Origin of the sequence: Silvibacterium bohemicum (assembly GCF_001006305.1) — a bacterium.
GTDB classification, from domain to species: domain Bacteria; phylum Acidobacteriota; class Terriglobia; order Terriglobales; family Acidobacteriaceae; genus Silvibacterium; species Silvibacterium bohemicum.
The window spans coordinates 463,587-482,999 of record NZ_LBHJ01000003.1 but is presented as its reverse complement, the minus strand read 5'-3'; the positions used below and the strand labels follow the sequence as shown (position 1 = coordinate 482,999).

Genomic DNA, 19,413 nt, shown 5'->3' with positions numbered 1-19,413 from the left:
GCTCGCCCGTGGTGATATGGACTTCCCTGCGCCGTCCTTAATAGAAGACGACCGTCTGCGCGGTTAGTCGTCCGGACAGACCTTCTGTTTTTCAGGAGCGGGCGGATCGGATGTCTTCGGAACGGGCACGGTGGTTGAGGTATGAACACCGTCCTGCCCCATGTCTACGAACTCGCTGCCCGATGACGCCAGGCTGATGCGATGATCGCCGGGCGTGGAGTAATCGGCAAAGCCATAGACCGCCATGGTGTCTGCGTTGACCGGAACTTCGAGATGGAAGCTTTGCCCCGGAACCAATTCCCAGGAGTAAAACTGCACCTTGGCTTTCGGTCCGCCGCGATAGTTACAGCGGCCTTTCACGCTGAACCAGGTGGCGGCGTCGAGTTGCGAGACCTTCTTGAGCAGCTTTTTGTCCCCGATAACCACCACATCGAAGGGCACAACGCTGTCGATATTCGCATCCGAAGCCACGTTCACCTGCAGAGCCAGAGTCGGCGGATGCCCCAACAGCTGATCGAGCGACTTTCCCGGATGTTTCAGCGCGCATCCGGCCAGAAGCGAAGCAGCCGCGAGCAGAGAGAGAGCGAGATGGCGACGTGCGGTCAGGGTCTTCTCTTTCGTAATAACCTTCTCGAAGGTACAACAAGATTCTGCCTTCAGCCGCACGAGCCTGCAATTTCCGAATCCCGGTGGAACCAAACTCAATATTGACCGCGAGCGCCTGCGGCTCCACTCTTATTCTGGAAAGCAGTGTGCGTTGCCGAACTGAAACTGAGGTTGCATCATGCAAGCTGAAACCAATCTGGGCGACCTTGCATTTCAGGCCGAAGGCGGAGATGCGAGCGCGCAGTACCGGCTGGGAGTGCTGTTCCTGCTGGGTGAATCGGTGGAACAGGATCTGCAGGCGGGGCATCGCTGGCTGACCAAAGCCGCGGAGAACCAATACCCCGGTGCGGTCCTGCTGACCAAAAAACTGGCCAACTGCGACCACATTGAATCGGCAAGCGAGGAAAGATCGATCTCTGCTCGAATCACTGCCCGGGAGTGGATGAAATCAAGCTCGTCCGTTGCGTTGGCCTTTTACCGGCGCACCCTCGCGTCCATTGGCAGGTCGGCGCAGCAAATCCTGGACGCCCGCGTCTGGAAGATCCGAGGCTGGAAGACCGAAGCTCGAAATCTGTTAGCCAAGGTCGGATACAGCGACACTGCGGAAATTCCCGTTCGGCGGAGAGAGGGATTTCAGTTCCGGGATTCGCTGTGAGCTCGCAAGCTGCGCAAGTGCCAATGGGGCTGAGGCGATCGAGCATCGTCCGCAATTTCCTCTCGGCTCTCTATGCCCGGCGGCGGGAGATCCTCCGATGGCTGGTGCTGCTCGGCGCATGCCTGATCGTCGCAGCCACGACGCTTCTAATTCTCTTCGCAATCCTTGACGCACCTCTGGCCGCGCTGGCGGCTATCGCAGCGGGAGCCGCAGCTCGTTTGCTGGGACAAGCTCTGAATCTGAGGCAGCTGCGCCTCTCCAACCAGCCTGCCGAGCTGGCCACTTTCGAGTTCGATGGCGAGACGATTCTCTGCAACATCGACAAGAGCAAAATACTTCGCTACGCCAGCGCCTGGAAGTGGCGGATCATCGCCGCACTGACCGCAGCCGGTGCGTGTCTCGCAGTGCAGCATCTGCCTCTTCCAGAATTTCGTCTCCTGCCGACATCTTTCGGGAACTTCCGGTGGCTTGTCTCTCTGATCGGGAGCTGTGCGGCGGCTTTGCCCGTATTCTCCGGCATCTTTTTTCTCCAGGTGAAGGGTCCGGAGCGTCGTTGGGCTGCCGAAACCGCAGCCGTCATCGGCAAGCGAGTGGCCGCTTCGTCGGATCGTCTTCTTCAACCTCGGGAGTTGGCCGGGCTATCGGCCGGCGTTGAAGCCCTAGGGCATGCGCTGGGGATGGAAAGGCGTGAAGAATACCGGGCTGCGGTTGCAAGATACATCGGCAACAACACCACGGCCTCCGCATTGCAGCCGGAGACAGCAGAAAAATTCCTAGACGCGCTGACCGAGCTGGCTCGCCAGGATCTGAAAGATCTAAGCGTCTCCCTGGACGCGTATCGCGGCGTCGAATGCCGCTTTCGAGCTGTCCAGATGCTGGCGGCCACCATCAGACAGCCGGAACAAGAGTTGAAGCTTGATGAATTGGGATCTGAGTTCGACCAGCTCTCGCAGCTTGCCTCCGAGCGCCAGTGGGAAGAGCTGCAGAGGCGCGCGGTGTGGATCGAGAACGAGCTCGATCGGCTCCACGAATCACTCCGCCTGCATTCCTCGTCGGTGCCGCCCGTGGTGCTGGCGCCAGGCAGCGATCCCTACAGCCTGCTCGGAGTCAGCGTCGACACGCCCACCCCGCTGATACGAAAGCTGCGGCTCAGCCTTGCCCAGCTTTACCATCCCGACATAAGCCACAGCACCCGCAATAGCGCCAAGATGGCCGAGCTCAATGCAGCATATGACGCAGTGATGAAAGACCGCGAGCGGGAAGCTCGCTAACCCGCGTCGCGTCGCACCCGGCCTTCTTCCCCCGCCGCTTCCATAGGTCGTCATTCCGAGCGAAGCGAAGAATCTCGGCGATCATAGCGGATGAAACCGCGCTGGGATTTTTCCTCCCTCCGGTCGTTAGAACGACGAGTTTTTGCTTGGCAACGCATGGGCGAAGCATGGAGAAACTGAACCGTTAACCCCGGTGTTAGATTTTTGATTGGCTGCAACAAATTGTTCGTGTCACACTTACAGGGCATTACGCACGGAGATCTGCTTGACCGCGAATATGTTGGACCTGCCCCACCTGATCGAATGGCACGAGGGCATGTTACTCACCCCGCAGCATTTTCAGCAATTCGCTGGACGCAGCGAACTGCTCACGCAGTTCATGTTTGCCTCGGGAGTTCCCTTTCGCTGGGGTGTGATCGACCTCAAGATCGATCAAGCGGCGTTGAGCGGCGGCATTCTGCGCATCCTGAATATTGAAGCTGTAATGCCCGACGGCCTGCTTGCTCTGGGCGGAAGCGAACGTGGCGCCGATCTCGAGTTCGATCTGCAAAAGGCGGAAGGCACTCCCGCGCGGATCTATCTCACCGTGCCCCGCGAGACCGGCCTTTATGAGCGCACCGACTACAGCCGCTACGAAGGCTTTGTGGCAAAGGATGAAGCCGCCTCCGACGAAGTCTCAGGCGCGGAGCAGACTCCGATACCCAGAATTCGCGCCCGCCTGCGATTGACCAGCGGCGAATCCGGCCTGAGCGGAATGACCGCTCTCCCGCTGATCGAGTTTGCTATCGAAGGAACGGTCTGCAAGCAGACTGACTACATCGCGCCCGTGCTGCGCATGAAGCCCGGCTCGGCGCTATCCAACTTATGTGCCCCGGTGCGAAGGACAGTCCGCGAGAAGGCTACGGAGCTGGCCAGCAAGCTGCCTCCCGATGCACGCAACAGCGACTTCGCCGGCATGCAGCAGCTGCAGTGGCTGGTCTCGGCCCTGCCCCAGGTCGAAGTGCTGCTGGAGAGCGATCAGGCTCATCCTCATGCTCTCTATCTCGCGTTCTGCTCGATGGCGGGAAGCGTCGCCTTCCTCAGCAATGCCCGGGTTCCACCGATTTTTCATCCATACGATCACGACGATCTTCGCGGCAGCTTCGATGAGGTTCTTGCCTTTATCCGGCTTGCGCTCTCCGAGGGGCTGATCGACAACTGGATCGGCCAGCCATTCAAGAAGCGCGCCGAAGGCGGCACGCGTCCCGGCGATCAGTATTTCGAAATTCAGCCCACTCTGGAGAAGGCCTTTGGCGCCGAAGCGGATTTCTCCTCGCCGTATCTGGCACTGATGTTGAAGGGCCCCGCCGATGTCATGACGGAATGGGGAGAATCCTGTCTGCTCGCAGGTGAAGACGCCATCTCCGACCTGGAGCTGAGCCGCAGCCGCGGCGCAACCTGCGAGCGGGTGGATTCCCTTGGCGACCTGGTGCCGGCGCCCGGATCGGTTCTCTTCCAGGTGAAGAACGAAGGCAAATGGATCACTCCGCGCAAGAAGCTGGTGCTCAAGCCAGCCAAGCAGGAGGCCCGGATGCCCGATGTCGCCACCCTGTTCATCCGGAAACGTTCGCAGACGAACAAAGGCCGCTAGCCATGCCGGAACGAAGCCAGAATTCCTATCCGCTGCTGCGCGAGTTTCGCGAGTTCTATGCCGAGATCGCTCGACTCCGGCAAATTGCCGAGGGATCGCGTGCGGGCGGTCAAGCGACTCCAGGACTGCGACAGGCATCTGTTGCCGCAGCGACTCCGGAAGCAGATGGCGCCGGTGGAGTCTCGCTGGCGATAGAAACGGATGACGCCGTCGCCAGCCGCGTGTGGTACGAGATGACCCGCTATCTCGATCACAAAATGTATGAGGTCAAGGCCGCGGCCAGCTCCTTCTCGCACGACATCCTCGATCAAATGCTCTACATCATGGCCGCCTATGCAGACGAGACCTTCCTGTGCCTCGTCGAGTGGAGCGGAAAGGATTATTGGAGCGACCGTCTGATGGAGCTGCGGCTCTTCCGCTCGCAGGTGGCAGGCCAGGAGATCTTCCGGCGCATCGACCGCCTTCTGGCGCGCCAGGACTACGGCACCGAAGAGCTGGCTGCGGTGTATCTGATGACGCTAGCGCTGGGCTTCAAAGGCCAATATCTCCGCGAACCGAATTCGATCGAGATTTATCGCAGGAAGCTCTTCGACCGTCTGTTGCTGACCAACCCCGACTTGGGATGGGACGGGCGCAGGATCTTTCCCGAAGCCTATCGCCACACGGTGACCGAGGGCGCTCCGGTCAAGATGCCCGAGCCGAAGAAATGGTGGGGAGTGGTCGCTGCCATCGTGGGAGCGTGGCTGATCGTATCCACCATCGCCTGGCTGGTGGTGGTCGGCCCCACGCGGAAGAACCTCTCCGTCACACGGCATGCCCTGGCAGTCGTAACCAGCCAGCACTCCACAGCGGAGACGACGGCCAAGTGGAGTTCCCTGGTCTTCGAGCAGCAGGGAGACGCTTTCCAGCTCCCGCTGCCGGCAACCCTTTCCGTGAAACGAACCGCAACAGGAAATGTGGTCGCGCCGCTCCTCATCGGGGTTGAGGTATCGGGCGGGAACAGCACCGCATCGCGAATCAAAGAGTGGTTGTCCTCGGGCCTGAGCCGTTTCCCGATTAATCCGTACAGCGCGGCCGCGCAGACCAAATCGGTCGCATCGGTTCAGCAGGTATCGACGCCGGACGGCATCACCGCGGGGGATACGACATCGTTCTTCCTGGTCGATCCCGGCCTCAGCGCTCAGGATCTGGCGCTCCACCCCACGCTGACCTTCCCATCCCGCGAAAGCGCCGGTGCGGCAGCGGTCACGCTTTCGATCCCCGACCGCACTCCGGTGGCAACGCCATGACCTCCTGCCGTTTCGTCACAACTATTCTCGAGCTGCGGAGGGCGGGATGAGAATCTCTTTCTCCGACCCCACGTTTCTGGCGATCCTGCTGGTCGCGGTGATCCTCTTCGCCGTGATTCTGATAGTGGTAGCGATCTTCGTGGTGCTGAAGTCGCGCAAGCAGGAGGGTGAAGCCAAGCCCGAAGAAGAGCAGAAGCCGCAGTGGTGGTTGCCGCTGCGAACGCCGGGCATGAAAGCGAGTTTCCGCGAAGCCATGCGGCGGATCGCGAACCGGCTGCCGGGTTGGGGCTCGCGCTATCGCGTGCCATGGTATGTGTTGATCGGAGAGACGGGATCGGGCAAGACCACCATCGCCGAAACCCTCGGCGGCATTGCGGCGGATATCGTCGAACCCGAGGGCAAGCCCGGCAAGGAAGACTACACGCCCCGCTGGCTGCTGCTCGATCAGGCCGTCTTAATCGACGTGCCGGGTGGGGCCTTTCTAGCCACCGCTACGCCACAGCCTGCCGCTACGGAGAATCTCGCGCCCTTGCGTAGCGGACCGCCTGACCGCACCGCATGGAGAAGCTTCCTGCGCCTTGCCGCGCGCTATCGCCCGCGCCAGCCGCTCAACGGAATCGTGCTGACCATCCCCGCAACGGAGTTGCTGGAAGCGGTTGCCGAGCCTGACCATCCGCAGCGTATTGCCCGCATCACCGAGCTCGCACGGCGACTGGATGACGTGCAGCATCTCACCGGGCTTGTTCTTCCTGTCTATATCCTGGTGACCAAGTGCGACGCGGTCACCGGCTTCTCCAGCTACTCCCGCATCTTCTTCGAGCAGGCGGCGCGCAAACCTGCGGAGCGGAATGGCAATCCGGTGGCCGAGCTCTCCGATGATCTGATTGGATGGTCCAATCCCCACCTGCTGGACACCGCCTTCAGTCCCTCGTGGGTGGACGAGGCCTTCGACTCCACCAACGAAGTTCTGTTGCGCTACCAGCTGGAGATGCTGGCGGAGAGCAAGACGACCGGGCAGGCCGACGGCGTATTCCTCTTCCCTTTCGAGCTGCAGAGCTTGCGCGGCCCATTGCGGACTCTGCTCAACCGCGTCTTTCGCACCACGGCGTACCACGGACCGCACCTGCTGCGCGGCATCTACTTCAGCGGGCGCGAAGGCGACGGCCTAGAGGCCGCCCCGAGCGATCTCACGGCGCAGCGCCTCACACCGCACGCCTTACTGGATCCGCAACCGAGCCGGGTGATCTTTGTCCGGCATCTCTTCGAATTCAAAATTTTCGCGGAACGTTATTTGGCCACTCCTCTGGTGGGCGGCTTCTTCTCCCGCAACCGATCCGTGATCGCCGCGCAGATCATCGCCTGCATTCTGGTCGTATTTTTAGGGGCGGCTACCTTCAGCGCCTGGGGCCGCCTGGGCCGATTACAAAACGATCACATCGATCCCGTGCTGCAATCGCTCGCGACCAACTTGAACACCATCGCCGTCTCCTCGGGTGCGAGCGTCACTCCTGCCGTCGATCTCTTCAATACCCTGGGCGCGTCGCACGAGAACGAGTTTTACTCGCTGGGAATGCCCTACTCCTACATCGATCTCGAAGGCCTCCACCATAATCTGAGCGACACCATCGAGCGCACCTTCGAGGCGGTGGTCCTGAGCTCCTGCAAGGACGCACTCGAGGATCGCATCTCGCTGCTGCTCGCTGCCGCGCCGCCGGTGGTGGCGCCGGCAAATTACACGGCTTCGACTTATCTTCCGGGAAATGCCTGGACCTCCGACCCGGCCTATCGCGAGCTGCAGAGATATCTCTCCGACCTGCAGGCGCTGCACACCAACATCGATCGCTACCGCTTCATCACCGGCGCAGACACCGGCAGCTTCGTGCAGTTGAACCAGCTGCTGCACTATCTCGGCGGATACGATCTGCCCGACACCAGCCGCATCGCGCACGATCCCAACTACCAGCGCCTTCTTCTGAACGCAACCTGGTCGCCGCTCGAAGTTCCACCGGACTACGACGAGCTGACCGCCGCATCCGCGACAAACAGGATCAATAGCTTTTACCAAAGCTGGTTCGACACGAATCCGCTCAAGGCGGAGGTTCAGTGGCTGGCTGGAGCCAACGGGCTTCAGGACCTGACCGCAGGCCGCAATACTTTATCAAACGACCAGCTGCACGCCATCGTGAGCCACGCCCAGGCCATGGACACACAACTCAACGCGGGCGGCTACGACTGGATTGCGGCGAGCTTCAATCGCGAGAGCTATCCGGCACTGGGTCCGGCGCTCGATGCGATGCCGTTTGCCGACAGCCAGTTCACCGATCAGGTCTCGACCATAGGCGCGCAAAAGCTGGACTCCATGAAGGCAGCTCTGCAGACCACACCGGCAGTCCTCACCATCGAAGACGGAAAAGTCCGCCTGGACGGGCAGGTGCGCACACTGGCCTCGGTTCTCGATTCGCTCCTCGACTACGAAGTGATGTCGGACGAAGACGGGAGTTCGGCCACCGCCTGCCGCCCGATTCCATCCGGCGACGTGTGGAATCAGGCCGACCTCGAGCGCGCCCTGAGCCTTGACGCCATGCGCAGCAAAATCGACAAGGAGCTGCTGCCTGAGCTTCCCGGCTCCTACCGCGAGGCCGTGCGCGGAGTGGTCGACGCCCGCGCCAGCACCAACATCTCTGCCGCGTTGCAGGATGCGATCATGCCCAATCCCAACGCCGGCGACGCGCAGGCCGCGCTCGATACCGAGCTGCGTAACCTGAGCCAGTCGCTCGACCAGCTGAAGCAGGTGGGCGACGCGCTCACCGCGCTGCACGCTACCGCGGAGCATGCCTGCCTCAATCGATCGCTTAACCGTCAGGCGTCTGCATTGCTGGTGAAGGTGAACCAGCAGCTGCCCGCGCTCTACAGCCCGAGCACGCCACTTGCTGCCGACGGAAATACTCTGCCCACCTCGCAGTGGATTTATGGCGTGAACTCGTCCGACGATCTGCAGACCTATCTTGCCGGTGAGCAGAAGAAGATCGAAACCGTAACCGCGGACGCCGCGCCGCTGGTGCAGCTGCTGCGCAGCGAAGGCGGACACTCCGCGCTGCTGGCCAAATGGCGGAACATCTCCACCGATGTCGCGGCGTTGCAGGCGAAGACGCCGGGCAATCCCATTCAAACGCTGGAAACCTTCATCTCCACCGACATCGACAAAGTAACGCCGGACTCCGGCTGTAAAACAACCAGCCAGCGGCATTCCTCTGACGTCTTCCTGAACGTACGCGCCGAACTGGCGAAGATCGCGGTCGACCGCTGCCACCAGATCGCCGTCTCGCGCTTCAACGAGATCGCAGCGGACTTCAATAAGAGGCTGGCCGGGCGTTTTCCCTTCTCGCAATATCCGGACACGCGCTCCGGCTCCGAAGCCGGGCTGACCGACATCGCCGCGTTCTACCAGACCTTCGACCGGGAAGCACCCGGCCTCGACAGCCTCCTGCCGGCAATCGTGGATAAGGCTGGCGACATCACCACGTTCATGAAAAACATCGCCGCGGCTCGCCCGCTGGTCTCCGGCACAGCCAAGGATCCCACCCCGGCTCTGGGTGTGAGCATTCACTTCCGCACCAACCGCGACAGCGAGAGCTTCGGCAATCGCATCGCCGAGTGGAAGCTGCAGCTCGGACAACAGCTCCTGAGTTATCCTCCCGGCTCGGGAGATGCAGCAGCCCTGGATTGGCATCTTGACCAGCCTCTAACGCTGACTCTGCGCTATGCCTATGACTCGCCCGAAATTCCTGCAACGCGGCCTCCCTCAACGCAGGTTCAGGTGCAGGGCCTGACCGTGCAGTATCAATACAGCGATTTCTGGTCGTTGTTCGCCATGCTGCGCAATCATCCACCGGGACCGGCCGACCAAAAGAATCAATTTGCATTCACGATTCCCAATACCTATGCTGCGGGAGCCGTTCCCATACCCGGCGCGTCCAAGCCGCCGGACACCGTGGTTTACCTGCAGGTGGATCTGTTGCCCGTCGGCGCAAAGCCGGGTGGCGACACATTGCCGTTCCCTGAATTTCCCTACAAAGCGCCCGTAGCGACGCTGAAGACCACGCACGGAGACTGACCATGAGCCGCGCTCTTGACCCGCTTCTTACCGATCTCGACCGGCTATTGGCTCCCATCTCCGCAGAACACCCCGGCGGCGAGTGGCTGCGCTACCAGGGCGTCTACGAACAGGTGCGCGAGGCGCGCAGAGAGGATGACGCGGGGCTGCCGCAGGGCGTCTGGCAGAGCGACCTCAAGCGCGCCGACTGGGGCGCCGTCGAAACTCTCTGCGCCGAAGCGCTGGTCCACCGCAGCAAGGATCTGCAACTCGCGGCGTGGCTGCTCGAAGCCTGGATTCAGCTCGACAGCTTTGCCGGCGCGGCGCGGGGCATCGAGCTGATGCACCGGCTGTGCGCGGATTTCTGGGAACAGATGTACCCCGCCATCGACGGAGAAGATCTGACCGCCAGGCTGGCGCCCATTCAGTGGGTCAACGAGAAGCTGGCCCGGCGCCTTCGACTGCTGCGCCTGACGAAACCCGGCATGGAAAGCGTTCCGGCCTACTCGCTGGCCGATTGGGACGTAGCGGTGCGCAATCCCGGCGAGGGTGGACCACCCAATGCGGTTACCATGGCGAAGTTTCAGCAAAGCGTCATGCTGACCGGCTACCGGTGGTTACTCGCTCTCCACCAGGATGTCCTCGCCACTCTCGACCATGTGCGGGCCTTCGACGAACTCATGGATGAACGAGCCGGCAAGCTCGCCCCCGGCCTCCTGCAATTTCGCAAAGAGGCTACGTCGGGGGAGCAGCTACTAGAAAGCATGCTCGCCGCTACGCGCGTCAACGAACCGGAGCCGGAGCCAGCTCCGCAGGAAGAAGAAGAGACTGACTCTTCGGAAGATTTCGGCTCTGCGCTCGCGTTGCAGCCCGATGCTGAGGACCGTCCGCTCGCACCGGTCTCTCAATCGCCAGCCCTTCACCAGACCAATCACGCGGTTCAGCCGCATCCAGCAATGCCCGCAGCGGGTATTCAGTCTCGCGCCGATGCCTACCACCTGCTGGAGGAGATCGCGGAGTTTCTCCATCAGACCGACCCGCACAGCCCAACGCCTTACCTCATCTGGCGCGCAGTCGCCTGGGGCAACATGCACTTCAACGAGCTGCTGCCGGAGTTAGTCAAGGATCAGGGGGAACTGAGTGAACTGGTCAGACTCCTTCGCCTCGATCTATCCGACGGGCGTAATTGAAGTCCATCGGTAATGTGCGGTAATTCAAGGGTTGCCCGCATTCCGAAAAAAACTTGTGGAAATAGAAAGACTTTGTGATTAGACTACGAGTCGTTTGCTTGTTACTTGCGGATGTAAATTATCCGTAAAAAAGTAATTCTTTGATCATTGTTGCCTATTACCTGCGTTCTGCCGTTGCGGAGCACAGTTCACCTACCAGAATGAGGAAAGATCATGGCAGAGAGCATTCAGCACAAACTAGACCGGGTGCGCCCCCCGCGCGTCCAGATCACTTATGACGTACAGATTGGCGATGCCTTCGAGGTCAAGGAGCTTCCTCTCGTTGTGGGAGTGCTCGCCGACCTTTCGGGACAGCTCCCCGACGGAACCACCCCTCCGAAACTGCGCGACCGCCAGTTCGTAGAGATCGACCGGGATTCGTTCAAGGAGATCTTCGCCAAGATCAATCCCCGCTCGGCTTTCACCGTCGACAATCTGATGAAGGTCAGGGCCGCCGATGCCACCGAGACGCCGCGGCTGCCCATCGAGATCTCCGCCGAGGCCAATCCCAAGCTGGACAACTCCAAGCCGTTGGACGCCCTGCTCGGCAATGTGCTGGGCGACGACCCGCTCTACATGTTTCATCCCCTCTGGGTCATCCGGCACACTCCGCAGCTGAATACGCTCTACGAGGCGCGCAGCCGCCTGAGCGACCTGCTCAGCAAGCTGGACGGCAACGACAAGCTGGAAGCCGAGTTGAAGGTAGCGGCGACCGATGCCAACAAGCCGAAGGATATGGTGCTGGACGCATCCAGCTATCCCGAGCCCAAGGACACGAAACAGCTTTCGGCTCCCGACGCGCCAGCCAAGTAGCGTACAGCGCCGGTTCGCAGGAAAAATTCCTTTCCATCGGCGCCTTCGCGGTCATGAGTCAACGCTTCATCTCGACGATGTTCAACGGCCAGGAGCGCAAGGCGCTCTGCCCCAAGGAGAAACGCAATGCCGGACGCAACGACAACCCAACCGAATGACGATTACCTCTCGAAAATAGTGATGCAGAGCGGCATGGTACGGACCGACACCAATGGCAAGTCGGGGCCGGAGCTGGCCCGCCTGCAGGTTATCCAGGAAGAGCGGCAGAAAGACGCCGAAAACCTGATCCGCGAGTTTCTGGAACAGGTCTCCTTCGATCCCTATTACAAGGCGACGCTCAAATCCTGGTATGACGACACGGACGGCACCCTGGCCGAGAAATATCCCGACCAGCCCGGCCTGGCCGATCGGATTCGCAAGGTGCTGGAAGGCGATACCACCGATATCGTGGCTGCCATCAAGACCCGCATCGCGCAGATCGATGAGCTGTTACAGCTGCAGCTCGACCAGATTCTGCACAACCCCTCATTCCAGGAGCTCGAAGCGTCCTGGCGCGGTCTGCATTACCTGGTGGATAAAACCGAGACCGGTTCGAGCCTCAAAATCCGCCTGCTGAATGCCAGCAAAGCCGATCTGGTGAAGGACATCGAGAGCGCCGTGGAGTTCGACCAGAGCGCGCTCTTCAAAAAGATCTATGAAGAAGAGTACGGCACCTACGGTGGCAATCCGTTCAGCGTCCTGGTTGGCGACTACGCCTTCGGCCGCGATCCGCAGGATATCTCGACGCTCACCGGCATCTCCGGTGTGGCCGCAGCCGCGCACGCTCCCTTCATCGCCGCCGCCAGCCCCGAGCTTTTCGACTGGTCGAGCTACAACGAGCTCAACCGGCCGCGCGATCTCGCCAAAACCTTCGAAACCGCCGAGCTCATCAAGTGGCGCTCCTTCCGCGACAGCGAAGACTCGCGCTATGTGACTCTGACCCTGCCGCGCATCATGATGCGCTATCCCTATGGCCCCAAGACCAAGCCGGTCGACGGCCTCAACTACACAGAGCAGCTGAGCGGCAGCGAAGCCGACCACGAGAACTATCTCTGGGGCAACCCTGCCTATGCGCTGGGCGCGCGCATCACCGACGCCTTCGCCAAATACCGCTGGTGTGCCGCGATCCGCGGCGCCGAAGGAGGCGGCCTGGTCGCCGATCTGCCCATCTACACCTTCAAGACCGACAACGGCGACATCACCTTCAAGTGCCCCACCGAAACCTCCATCACCGATCGCCGCGAGAAGGAATTGAACGACCTCGGTTTCCTGGCGCTCTGCCACTGCAAGGGAACGGACTACGCGACCTTCTTCGGCGGCCAGACTACCAACAAGCCGAAGAAGTACAACCTCAGCTCGGCCAACCGCAACGCGAACATCTCTTCGATGCTGCCCTACATCCTGGCCTCGTCGCGCTTCGCCCACTACATCAAGGTGATGATGCGCGACAAGATCGGCTCCTTCATGACGCGGGAGAACGTGGCCAGCTATCTGAATCAGTGGATCTCGCAATACGTCCTGCTGACCGACGACGCTCCGCAATCGGTCAAGGCGAGCTTCCCGCTGCGTGAGGCCCGGGTCGACGTCACCGAGTTCGCCGACAAGGTCGGTGCCTACAAGGCGATCGTCTTCCTCAAACCACATTTCCAGCTTGACGAGCTTACCGTTTCGCTCCGCCTGGTTGCGGAACTGCCGCCGCCGGCCAAATAGACGTAACGCCGCCGCGCGCGTTAATGCGCAGTCAAACTTGAGTCTTCAGGAGAAATGCAATGGACGTAATTATTCTCGATCCCGGCTCTACGATCTCCGGGGAATGTGCGCTTACCGGCTACGTAGGCAAAATCGAGCTGCTGTCATACAGTCACGGCATCGCCCAGCAGATCACGGGCGATCAGAGCAATACCAAACGCACCTCGGGCAAACCGAACCACCAGGACTTCACGGTCACCAAGTATCAGGATCTGGCTTCCTGCAATCTGATCAACAACTGCAATACCGCGACACCGCTTCCGTCCGTCATCATCACCGTAGGTCAGAACGACAACGGCCACGTAACGGCGACCTGGGTCTACACACTCACCAACGCTCTCATCTCCTCCGTTTCAGTCGGCGGGGGAGGCGGAGGCAAGCCGCAGGAGACGGTGACCTTCAACTACACCGCCATCTCATGGGTCTACACGCAACAGGCAGGCACGGCAGCCAGCGATCCCGGCAACAATAAGGCGACATGGAACCTCGCAACCAACGCGGTCACCTAGAGCGTCATCCCAGGCTCGTTGCGGGAGTCCCCGTTCCGCTCTTCGATCGTTTCGACGAAGATCTGGACGACTCCCGCATCCTCGAGCCTTATCGCATCCAAAGCCTCGAACTGCTTCTCGAATCTATCCAGAAGGAAGTCGAAAATCTCCTCAACACCCGGTTGCCGCCCCGGCAGCGGCCGGTCACCAGTTGGGAGCCCATATCCGAACCGCAGACGGTTCTGGATTATGGGCTGCCGGCGTTTTCGCCCCTGGGTAGCGGGCGCGCCACGGATTCCCGTCTCTTGAAACAGACGATCCTCAGGAAGATCGCCAGCTTCGAACCGCGTCTGATCGATCCGCAGCTGGAATTACACAGCGACCCCGATGATCCGGCGGGCATGCTGGGAACCCTGCGCGGAAAGGTGCGGCTGGACAACATGAACCAGCCGGTATGTTTTCCGGTGAGCCTGCGCGATCATGGCGAATCGGCGACCATCCTGCCCGCCGAAGCCGACTGACTGCCGACCGCTCGCCCGGTCCACACCGTGCTTTAACAGGAGAAGTGCCCGAACGGAATGCGCGCCGACGAAGATTTCCTGCAGTATTACTTCGATGAGTTGAGCTACCTGCGCGACGCCGGCCGCAGCTTTGCGAGAGAACATCGAAAGGTCGCCGCCAGGCTCGACATGCCGCACGGCGAAACCGCCGATCCTCATGTCGAGCGGCTGATCGAATCCTTTGCCTTCATGACCGCGCGCCTGCAGCGGCAGATGCGCGCGGAATTCCCCGAGATCACCACTGCCCTGCTGGGCGTGCTCTACCCGCAACTGGTCCAGCCGCTGCCGCCCATGGCCATCGCCTGCTTCGATGTCGGCCCGACCATCAAGGGACTGACCGACGGATTTCCCATCCGGCGTAAGACGCCGCTCTTCGCGCAAGACCCCAGCGGATTGACCTGCCGCTTCCGCACCTGCTATGACACCATGCTCTGGCCGGTCACCGTAACTGAAGCCGCGCTGGAGATGGCGGAATACCACGGCCTCAGCTCCGGAAGCACGGTGTTGCGCATCCGCCTCCACGCGCGCGAAGATCTGCTGCGCAATCCCGCCTTTCTTCCCAGCCTGCGCTTCTTCCTCGACGGTCCTCCGGAGCTGACCGGCGCGCTCTATGAAATGCTCTTCGCAAATACCATCGACGTGGTGTTGTTGGATAAAAAGGGTGCAAAGCCGGTCTCACTGGGGCCGGCCGCTCTGCGCAGTGTCGGCTTCGCGCCAGAGGAGGAGGTGCTGCCCTATCCTCCGAATGCGCTGCCCGGATATCGGCTGTTGCAGGAGTATTTCAATTTTCAGCAGAAGTTTCTCTTCTTCGATGTAGAAGGGCTTTCCAAACGGCGCTGCGCCGCCGATGCTGTGGCCGCGGGCACGGATACTCTCGATCTGCTCTTCGTCCTCAAAGAACCACCGCAGCGGGAGCCGGTGATCTCGGCACGCAACTTCCGCCTGGGCTGCACGCCGATCATCAACCTCTTCCACAAGACCAGCGAGCCCATTCGCTTCGATCATCTTCAACTGGAATACCGGCTGGTCGCCGATATCCGCCGCGAGTCGACAACCGAGATCCATTCGATACACAGCGTCTCGGGCTCAGCAAATCCGGCCCAGAGCTCGACAAATTACGAGCCGTTTTATTCGTTCCGCCACTCTGCCGCCGGTCCCGGACCGCAGGCCTTCTGGCTGGGCCGCCGCGTTCCCGCCGATCGCGATGACGTGCGCGGAACCGATATGTATCTGTCGTTCCTCGATCGCTCGTTCCACCCTGCCGCTCCCGCCGACCAGACAGTGTTTGCGCACACGCTCTGCACCAATCGCTGGCTGGCCAGCCAGCTTCCCGACCGCGTCGAGTTGAATATCGAAGAGACCACGCCCGTGCTGCGCATCGCATGTGTGACCAAGCCCACGGTTCCGCTTTATCCGCCGCTGGGAGGACCTTCGCTGTGGCGTCTGGTGTCCAGCCTTTCGCTCAACTCCTCTTCGCTTACCAGCGATCGACAGGGACTGGAAGCGTTGCAGGAGATTTTGCGCCTCTACTCCTTCACCCGGCACAGCTATGCCGATCAGGAGATCGACGGTATCTGCTCCATGCAGAGCCGCAAGGTGCTGCGCCGCTTCGGCGCGGATGCCTGGCGCGGCTACCGGCGTGGCACCGAGATCACCTTCGTCTTCGATCCCATGAAGTACAAGGGCAGCAGCGCTCTGCTGCTGGCTTCGGTGCTGCGGCACTTTCTTGGTCTGTACGGGTCGGTGAACACCTTCACTCAGGTGGTCGCAAAACGCAGCAATATCGACGGTGAATGGAAGCGCTGGGCGCCGCTGAGCAGCGAGCAGGAGATTCTGTGAACGCGGAGATTGTATGAGTCCCGACGAGCTGAGTGCCGGTGAGCTAAATACGGGCGAAACGGCTCTCGCCGAGCAGCCTCTGCCATCGAACGGCGATCTGCGCTGGGGCTCGGGTGCCTCGACACTCGACCGTCTCTTCGCGGATGGCGGACGCTTCAGCTTTTATCAGGCAGTAAGAGCGCTTTCGCTTTTACACAATGGCGCGGCTCCTGCGTCGCACGGCTCTGTGCCCGTGCGCTTCCGCTCGCGCATGAGCTTCGATTTTCCCGGCGACGACATCGAGCGGATTGCGCCTCCCAGCCACGACGAAGCTTTGCCCCAGATGCTGGTCAACTTCCTCGGACTGGCGGGAGCGCACGGACCTCTGCCGGTAGTATTCACCGAGCAGTTGCTGCGACCGCGCAACAGCGCACTGCGCGACTTCCTCGATATCTTCAATCACCGGCTGGTGCTGCTGCTCTATCGGGTGCACGAGATGCACCATCCGGAGCTGACCGCCGGTTCGCCGGACGAAGGCCTCGCCGCTGATCATCTCTACTCGTTCTTCGGCCTCGGCCGCGATCCCGGCTCCGCCGCCCGCTACCGCCTCTGGGTGCCGGATCGCGCTCTGCTCCACTACAGCGGCATCCTGGCGCATCGGCCGCACTCCGCCAGCGGTTTGCAGCGGGTATTGGCGGATTATTTCCATGTCGATGTCGCTATCGAGGAGTTCGTCGGCGCATGGCTCGATCTAAGTGAGGATCAATGGACGCGCATCGGCGCGAGCCAAGGCCGCAATCATGGATTGGGGCAGGAGACGGTTCTCGGCAAGCGGGTCTGGGACCAGCATGCGCGGATTATCATCCAGCTTGGACCACTGGATCTCGACAGCTTCGAGCGGTTTCTTCCCGGCCGCGTTGCCTATAAGCCTCTGCAGAGCCTGACCCGCTTCTATCTCGGCGACGAAGTCGACTTCTCCTTCAGGCTGGTGCTCCGCGCTGACGAGGTGCCGTCGGTCGCGCCTTACGATATCCGCGATGCAGCCTCGCCCGTTCGCCAGATCGAGCTGGGACGGCTCTCCTGGCTGGAGTCAGGCAGGCTCGAATCAGGACGAACGAATGGCGCCCGCACTGCCATGAACAATGGCGTCGTCATGATCGACGGAGATCTTTAGAGTCATGAACATTCATCATATTTCCATCGGGCTGCTACAACGCCAACCGTGAAACTGCAGGTCCCTCCACTTCGCTTCGCTACGGTCGGGATGACAACTTATGCGAGAAATTGAATAACTCGGGAGACTAGAGATGGCTACTTTCGTCCAGACCGCGTTGCCGGTGCAGATCACCACGCCCTTCGGAGCAAACACGCTGCTGGTGCGCAACTTTCAAGGTGGTGAGGCGATCTCGGAGCTTTTCAGCTACGACCTCGAACTTTATTCGGCAAGCTCGTCGCTCGACTTCACGCAAATTATCGGCCAGCCCGTCACCCTGCAGATCCAGCTCTCTAGCGGAAGCTTCCAGTACGTCAACGGCATCGTCGGCCGCTTCACTCAGGCGGGATGCGACGAACGCTTCACCACCTATCTCGCCGAGCTTCATCCCTGGCTTTGGATGCTCACCATGAGCGCCGACTGCCGCATTTTTCAGAACATGAACACACTCGATATCGTGAAGCAGATCTTCTCCGGCCTCGGCTTCAGCGATTTCTCCGACAAGACGACGGGAAGCTACAGCGCCCGCGAGTACTGCGTGCAATATCGCGAGACAGCCTTCGCCTTCGTCAGCCGGCTGCTGGAGGAAGAGGGCATCTCCTACTACTTCACGCATGATGCCTCGAAGCACACCATGGTGCTCGTCGACGACACCAGCTCGTGGGGCACATGCCCGGGGTTGACCTCCGCCCGATACATTGGCAGCCCTGAGCCGCGATACGATTCCGACGACATGGTGCTGGACTGCGTGGTCGATCAGTCGGTGACCGCGGGCCAGTACAAAGCTGACGACTTCAATTTCACCATCCCCGCCACCCAGCTTCTCGCGACCGCCAGCGGCAGCGACACCAGCCGCTCCGTCTATGACTATCCTGGCCTCTACACCGCGCAGAGCGATGGCGAGACCATCACCAGCCGCCGGCTCGCAATGCTGCAGACCGAGGCCAAGACTCTGCGCGGCTCCAGCCTCTGCCGCGCATTTCATGCCGGATGCACCTTCACCCTGGCCAATCATTACCGCTCCGACCTGAACGCGAGCTATGTTATCCGCCGCCTCACCATGCGCGGTAATCAGGATGACTACACGAATTCTTTCGAAGCCTTCCCCGCAGCTACGACCTTTCATCCGCCGCAGATCACGCCGCGGCCAGTGATTGCCGGAACCCAGACCGCGTCCGTCGTGGGCAAGGCGGGAGAAGAGATCTGGACCGACCAATACGGGCGCGTGGTTGTGCAATTTCACTGGGATCAGCTCGGACAAAACAACGAGACCAGCTCGTGCTGGGTGCGCGTGGCCCAGGGATGGGCGGGAAATCTGTGGGGCAGTATCTACATTCCCCGCATCGGGCAGGAGGTGATCGTCAGCTTTCTTGAAGGCAATCCCGACCGCCCGCTCATTACCGGCTGCGTCTACAACGCGCAGCAGCAGGTGCCATACACACTGCCCGACAACCAGACCCGCAGCACGCTGAAGAGCAGCTCGTCCAAGGGAGGATCGGGCTTCAACGAAATATGTTTTGAAGACAAGGCCGGATCGGAAGAGATATTCATCCAGGCGCAGAAGGATATGACGGTCAGCATTCTCAACAATGAGAGCCTTACCGTGGCCGGAACCCGCACCCTGAGCGTAACCGGCAATGAAAGCCACACCAATAAAGGCGATTACACCTCGAATATCTCGGGTAACTTCACCCTGAAGGTCAGCGGCAACCTCAGCATCGAGGCCAGTGGATCTGTAAGTATCAAGTCTGGTACAGACTTCGCGAACACCGCAGGAACTTCACTGACCAATAAGTCCGGCACCGATATGATGAACGATGCAGGAACCAGCCTGACCAATAAAGCTTCTGCGTCCCAGACAGTCGATGGCGGCGGGATGCTTACGGTCAAAGGCGGCATGGTAAAGATCAACTAAGTGAGCCGGGGAAGCTACGGCATTCCAACGCAGCTTTGTCGATGC

At 60.8% G+C, this 19,413-nt stretch carries 14 protein-coding genes; 13 read left to right on the top strand and 1 reads right to left on the bottom strand.

Features of this window, described 5'->3' with window-relative positions:
* Positions 1-63: 63 nt before the first annotated feature.
* Positions 64-666 carry a hypothetical protein gene (locus XX99_RS07605; RefSeq protein ID WP_050058778.1) on the bottom strand — a complete coding sequence of 201 codons (603 nt, stop codon included), beginning with the start codon at positions 664-666 and terminating at the stop codon, positions 64-66.
* Positions 667-784: 118 nt separating this feature from the next.
* Here XX99_RS07605 and XX99_RS07600 point away from each other — a divergent pair, with 118 nt between their 5' ends.
* The 13 genes from XX99_RS07600 (at position 785) to XX99_RS07540 (ending at position 19,368) form a co-directional block, all read left to right on the top strand.
* On the top strand, positions 785-1,261 hold the full coding sequence (locus XX99_RS07600) for an SEL1-like repeat protein (protein ID WP_050058777.1): 477 nt from the start codon (positions 785-787) through the stop codon (positions 1,259-1,261).
* The gene (locus tag XX99_RS07595) at positions 1,258-2,532 is read left to right on the top strand and encodes a J domain-containing protein (protein WP_050058776.1); all 1,275 of its coding nucleotides are present in this window, start codon (positions 1,258-1,260) and stop codon (positions 2,530-2,532) included. Before XX99_RS07600 ends, XX99_RS07595 begins: the two co-directional genes overlap by 4 nt.
* Before the next feature lie 265 nt (positions 2,533-2,797).
* A complete protein-coding gene (tssK, locus tag XX99_RS07590) occupies positions 2,798-4,162 on the top strand; it encodes a type VI secretion system baseplate subunit TssK (RefSeq protein WP_156185855.1) in 1,365 nt (454 codons plus the stop codon).
* Between the two features lie 2 nt (positions 4,163-4,164).
* On the top strand, positions 4,165-5,451 hold the full coding sequence (locus tag XX99_RS07585; RefSeq protein ID WP_050058774.1) for a DotU family type IV/VI secretion system protein: 1,287 nt from the start codon (positions 4,165-4,167) through the stop codon (positions 5,449-5,451).
* 46 nt (positions 5,452-5,497) lie between these two features.
* Positions 5,498-9,565, top strand: a complete 4,068-nt coding sequence (locus XX99_RS07580; protein ID WP_050058773.1) for a type VI secretion protein IcmF/TssM N-terminal domain-containing protein — start codon at positions 5,498-5,500, stop codon at positions 9,563-9,565.
* A gap of 2 nt (positions 9,566-9,567) precedes the next feature.
* Complete coding sequence (gene tssA, locus XX99_RS07575) at positions 9,568-10,734, top strand: type VI secretion system protein TssA (protein WP_050058772.1); 1,167 nt, start codon at positions 9,568-9,570, stop codon at positions 10,732-10,734.
* A gap of 213 nt (positions 10,735-10,947) precedes the next feature.
* Complete coding sequence (locus XX99_RS07570) at positions 10,948-11,586, top strand: type VI secretion system contractile sheath small subunit (protein WP_050058771.1); 639 nt, start codon at positions 10,948-10,950, stop codon at positions 11,584-11,586.
* A gap of 126 nt (positions 11,587-11,712) precedes the next feature.
* A complete protein-coding gene (tssC, locus tag XX99_RS07565; protein ID WP_231581188.1) occupies positions 11,713-13,335 on the top strand; it encodes a type VI secretion system contractile sheath large subunit in 1,623 nt (540 codons plus the stop codon).
* Positions 13,336-13,394: 59 nt separating this feature from the next.
* Positions 13,395-13,883: an Hcp family type VI secretion system effector gene (locus XX99_RS07560; protein WP_050058769.1), complete on the top strand. Its 489-nt coding sequence runs from the start codon at positions 13,395-13,397 to the stop codon at positions 13,881-13,883.
* Positions 13,853-14,383, top strand: a complete 531-nt coding sequence (tssE, locus tag XX99_RS07555; protein ID WP_050058768.1) for a type VI secretion system baseplate subunit TssE — start codon at positions 13,853-13,855, stop codon at positions 14,381-14,383. The genes XX99_RS07560 and tssE overlap by 31 nt, the downstream gene beginning before the upstream one ends.
* A gap of 57 nt (positions 14,384-14,440) precedes the next feature.
* Complete coding sequence (gene tssF / locus XX99_RS07550) at positions 14,441-16,261, top strand: type VI secretion system baseplate subunit TssF (RefSeq protein ID WP_050058767.1); 1,821 nt, start codon at positions 14,441-14,443, stop codon at positions 16,259-16,261.
* Positions 16,262-16,274: 13 nt separating this feature from the next.
* On the top strand, positions 16,275-17,414 hold the full coding sequence (gene tssG / locus XX99_RS07545) for a type VI secretion system baseplate subunit TssG (protein WP_050058766.1): 1,140 nt from the start codon (positions 16,275-16,277) through the stop codon (positions 17,412-17,414).
* 133 nt (positions 17,415-17,547) lie between these two features.
* The gene (locus XX99_RS07540; protein ID WP_050058765.1) at positions 17,548-19,368 is read left to right on the top strand and encodes a type VI secretion system Vgr family protein; all 1,821 of its coding nucleotides are present in this window, start codon (positions 17,548-17,550) and stop codon (positions 19,366-19,368) included.
* The last annotated feature ends 45 nt before the right edge of the window (positions 19,369-19,413 follow it).

Excerpts from the sequence above, each read along its gene's own strand:
- XX99_RS07600 (WP_050058777.1), top strand. The coding sequence starts at position 785 with ATGCAAGCTGAAACCAATCTGGGCGACCTTGCATTTCAGGCCGAAGGC.
- XX99_RS07585 (WP_050058774.1), top strand. The coding sequence starts at position 4,165 with ATGCCGGAACGAAGCCAGAATTCCTATCCGCTGCTGCGCGAGTTTCGC.
- XX99_RS07580 (WP_050058773.1), top strand. The coding sequence starts at position 5,498 with ATGAGAATCTCTTTCTCCGACCCCACGTTTCTGGCGATCCTGCTGGTC.
- tssA (WP_050058772.1), top strand. The coding sequence starts at position 9,568 with ATGAGCCGCGCTCTTGACCCGCTTCTTACCGATCTCGACCGGCTATTG.
- XX99_RS07570 (WP_050058771.1), top strand. The coding sequence starts at position 10,948 with ATGGCAGAGAGCATTCAGCACAAACTAGACCGGGTGCGCCCCCCGCGC.
- tssC (WP_231581188.1), top strand. The coding sequence starts at position 11,713 with ATGCCGGACGCAACGACAACCCAACCGAATGACGATTACCTCTCGAAA.
- XX99_RS07560 (WP_050058769.1), top strand. The coding sequence starts at position 13,395 with ATGGACGTAATTATTCTCGATCCCGGCTCTACGATCTCCGGGGAATGT.
- tssE (WP_050058768.1), top strand. The coding sequence starts at position 13,853 with ATGGAACCTCGCAACCAACGCGGTCACCTAGAGCGTCATCCCAGGCTC.
- tssF (WP_050058767.1), top strand. The coding sequence starts at position 14,441 with ATGCGCGCCGACGAAGATTTCCTGCAGTATTACTTCGATGAGTTGAGC.
- tssG (WP_050058766.1), top strand. The coding sequence starts at position 16,275 with ATGAGTCCCGACGAGCTGAGTGCCGGTGAGCTAAATACGGGCGAAACG.
- XX99_RS07540 (WP_050058765.1), top strand. The coding sequence starts at position 17,548 with ATGGCTACTTTCGTCCAGACCGCGTTGCCGGTGCAGATCACCACGCCC.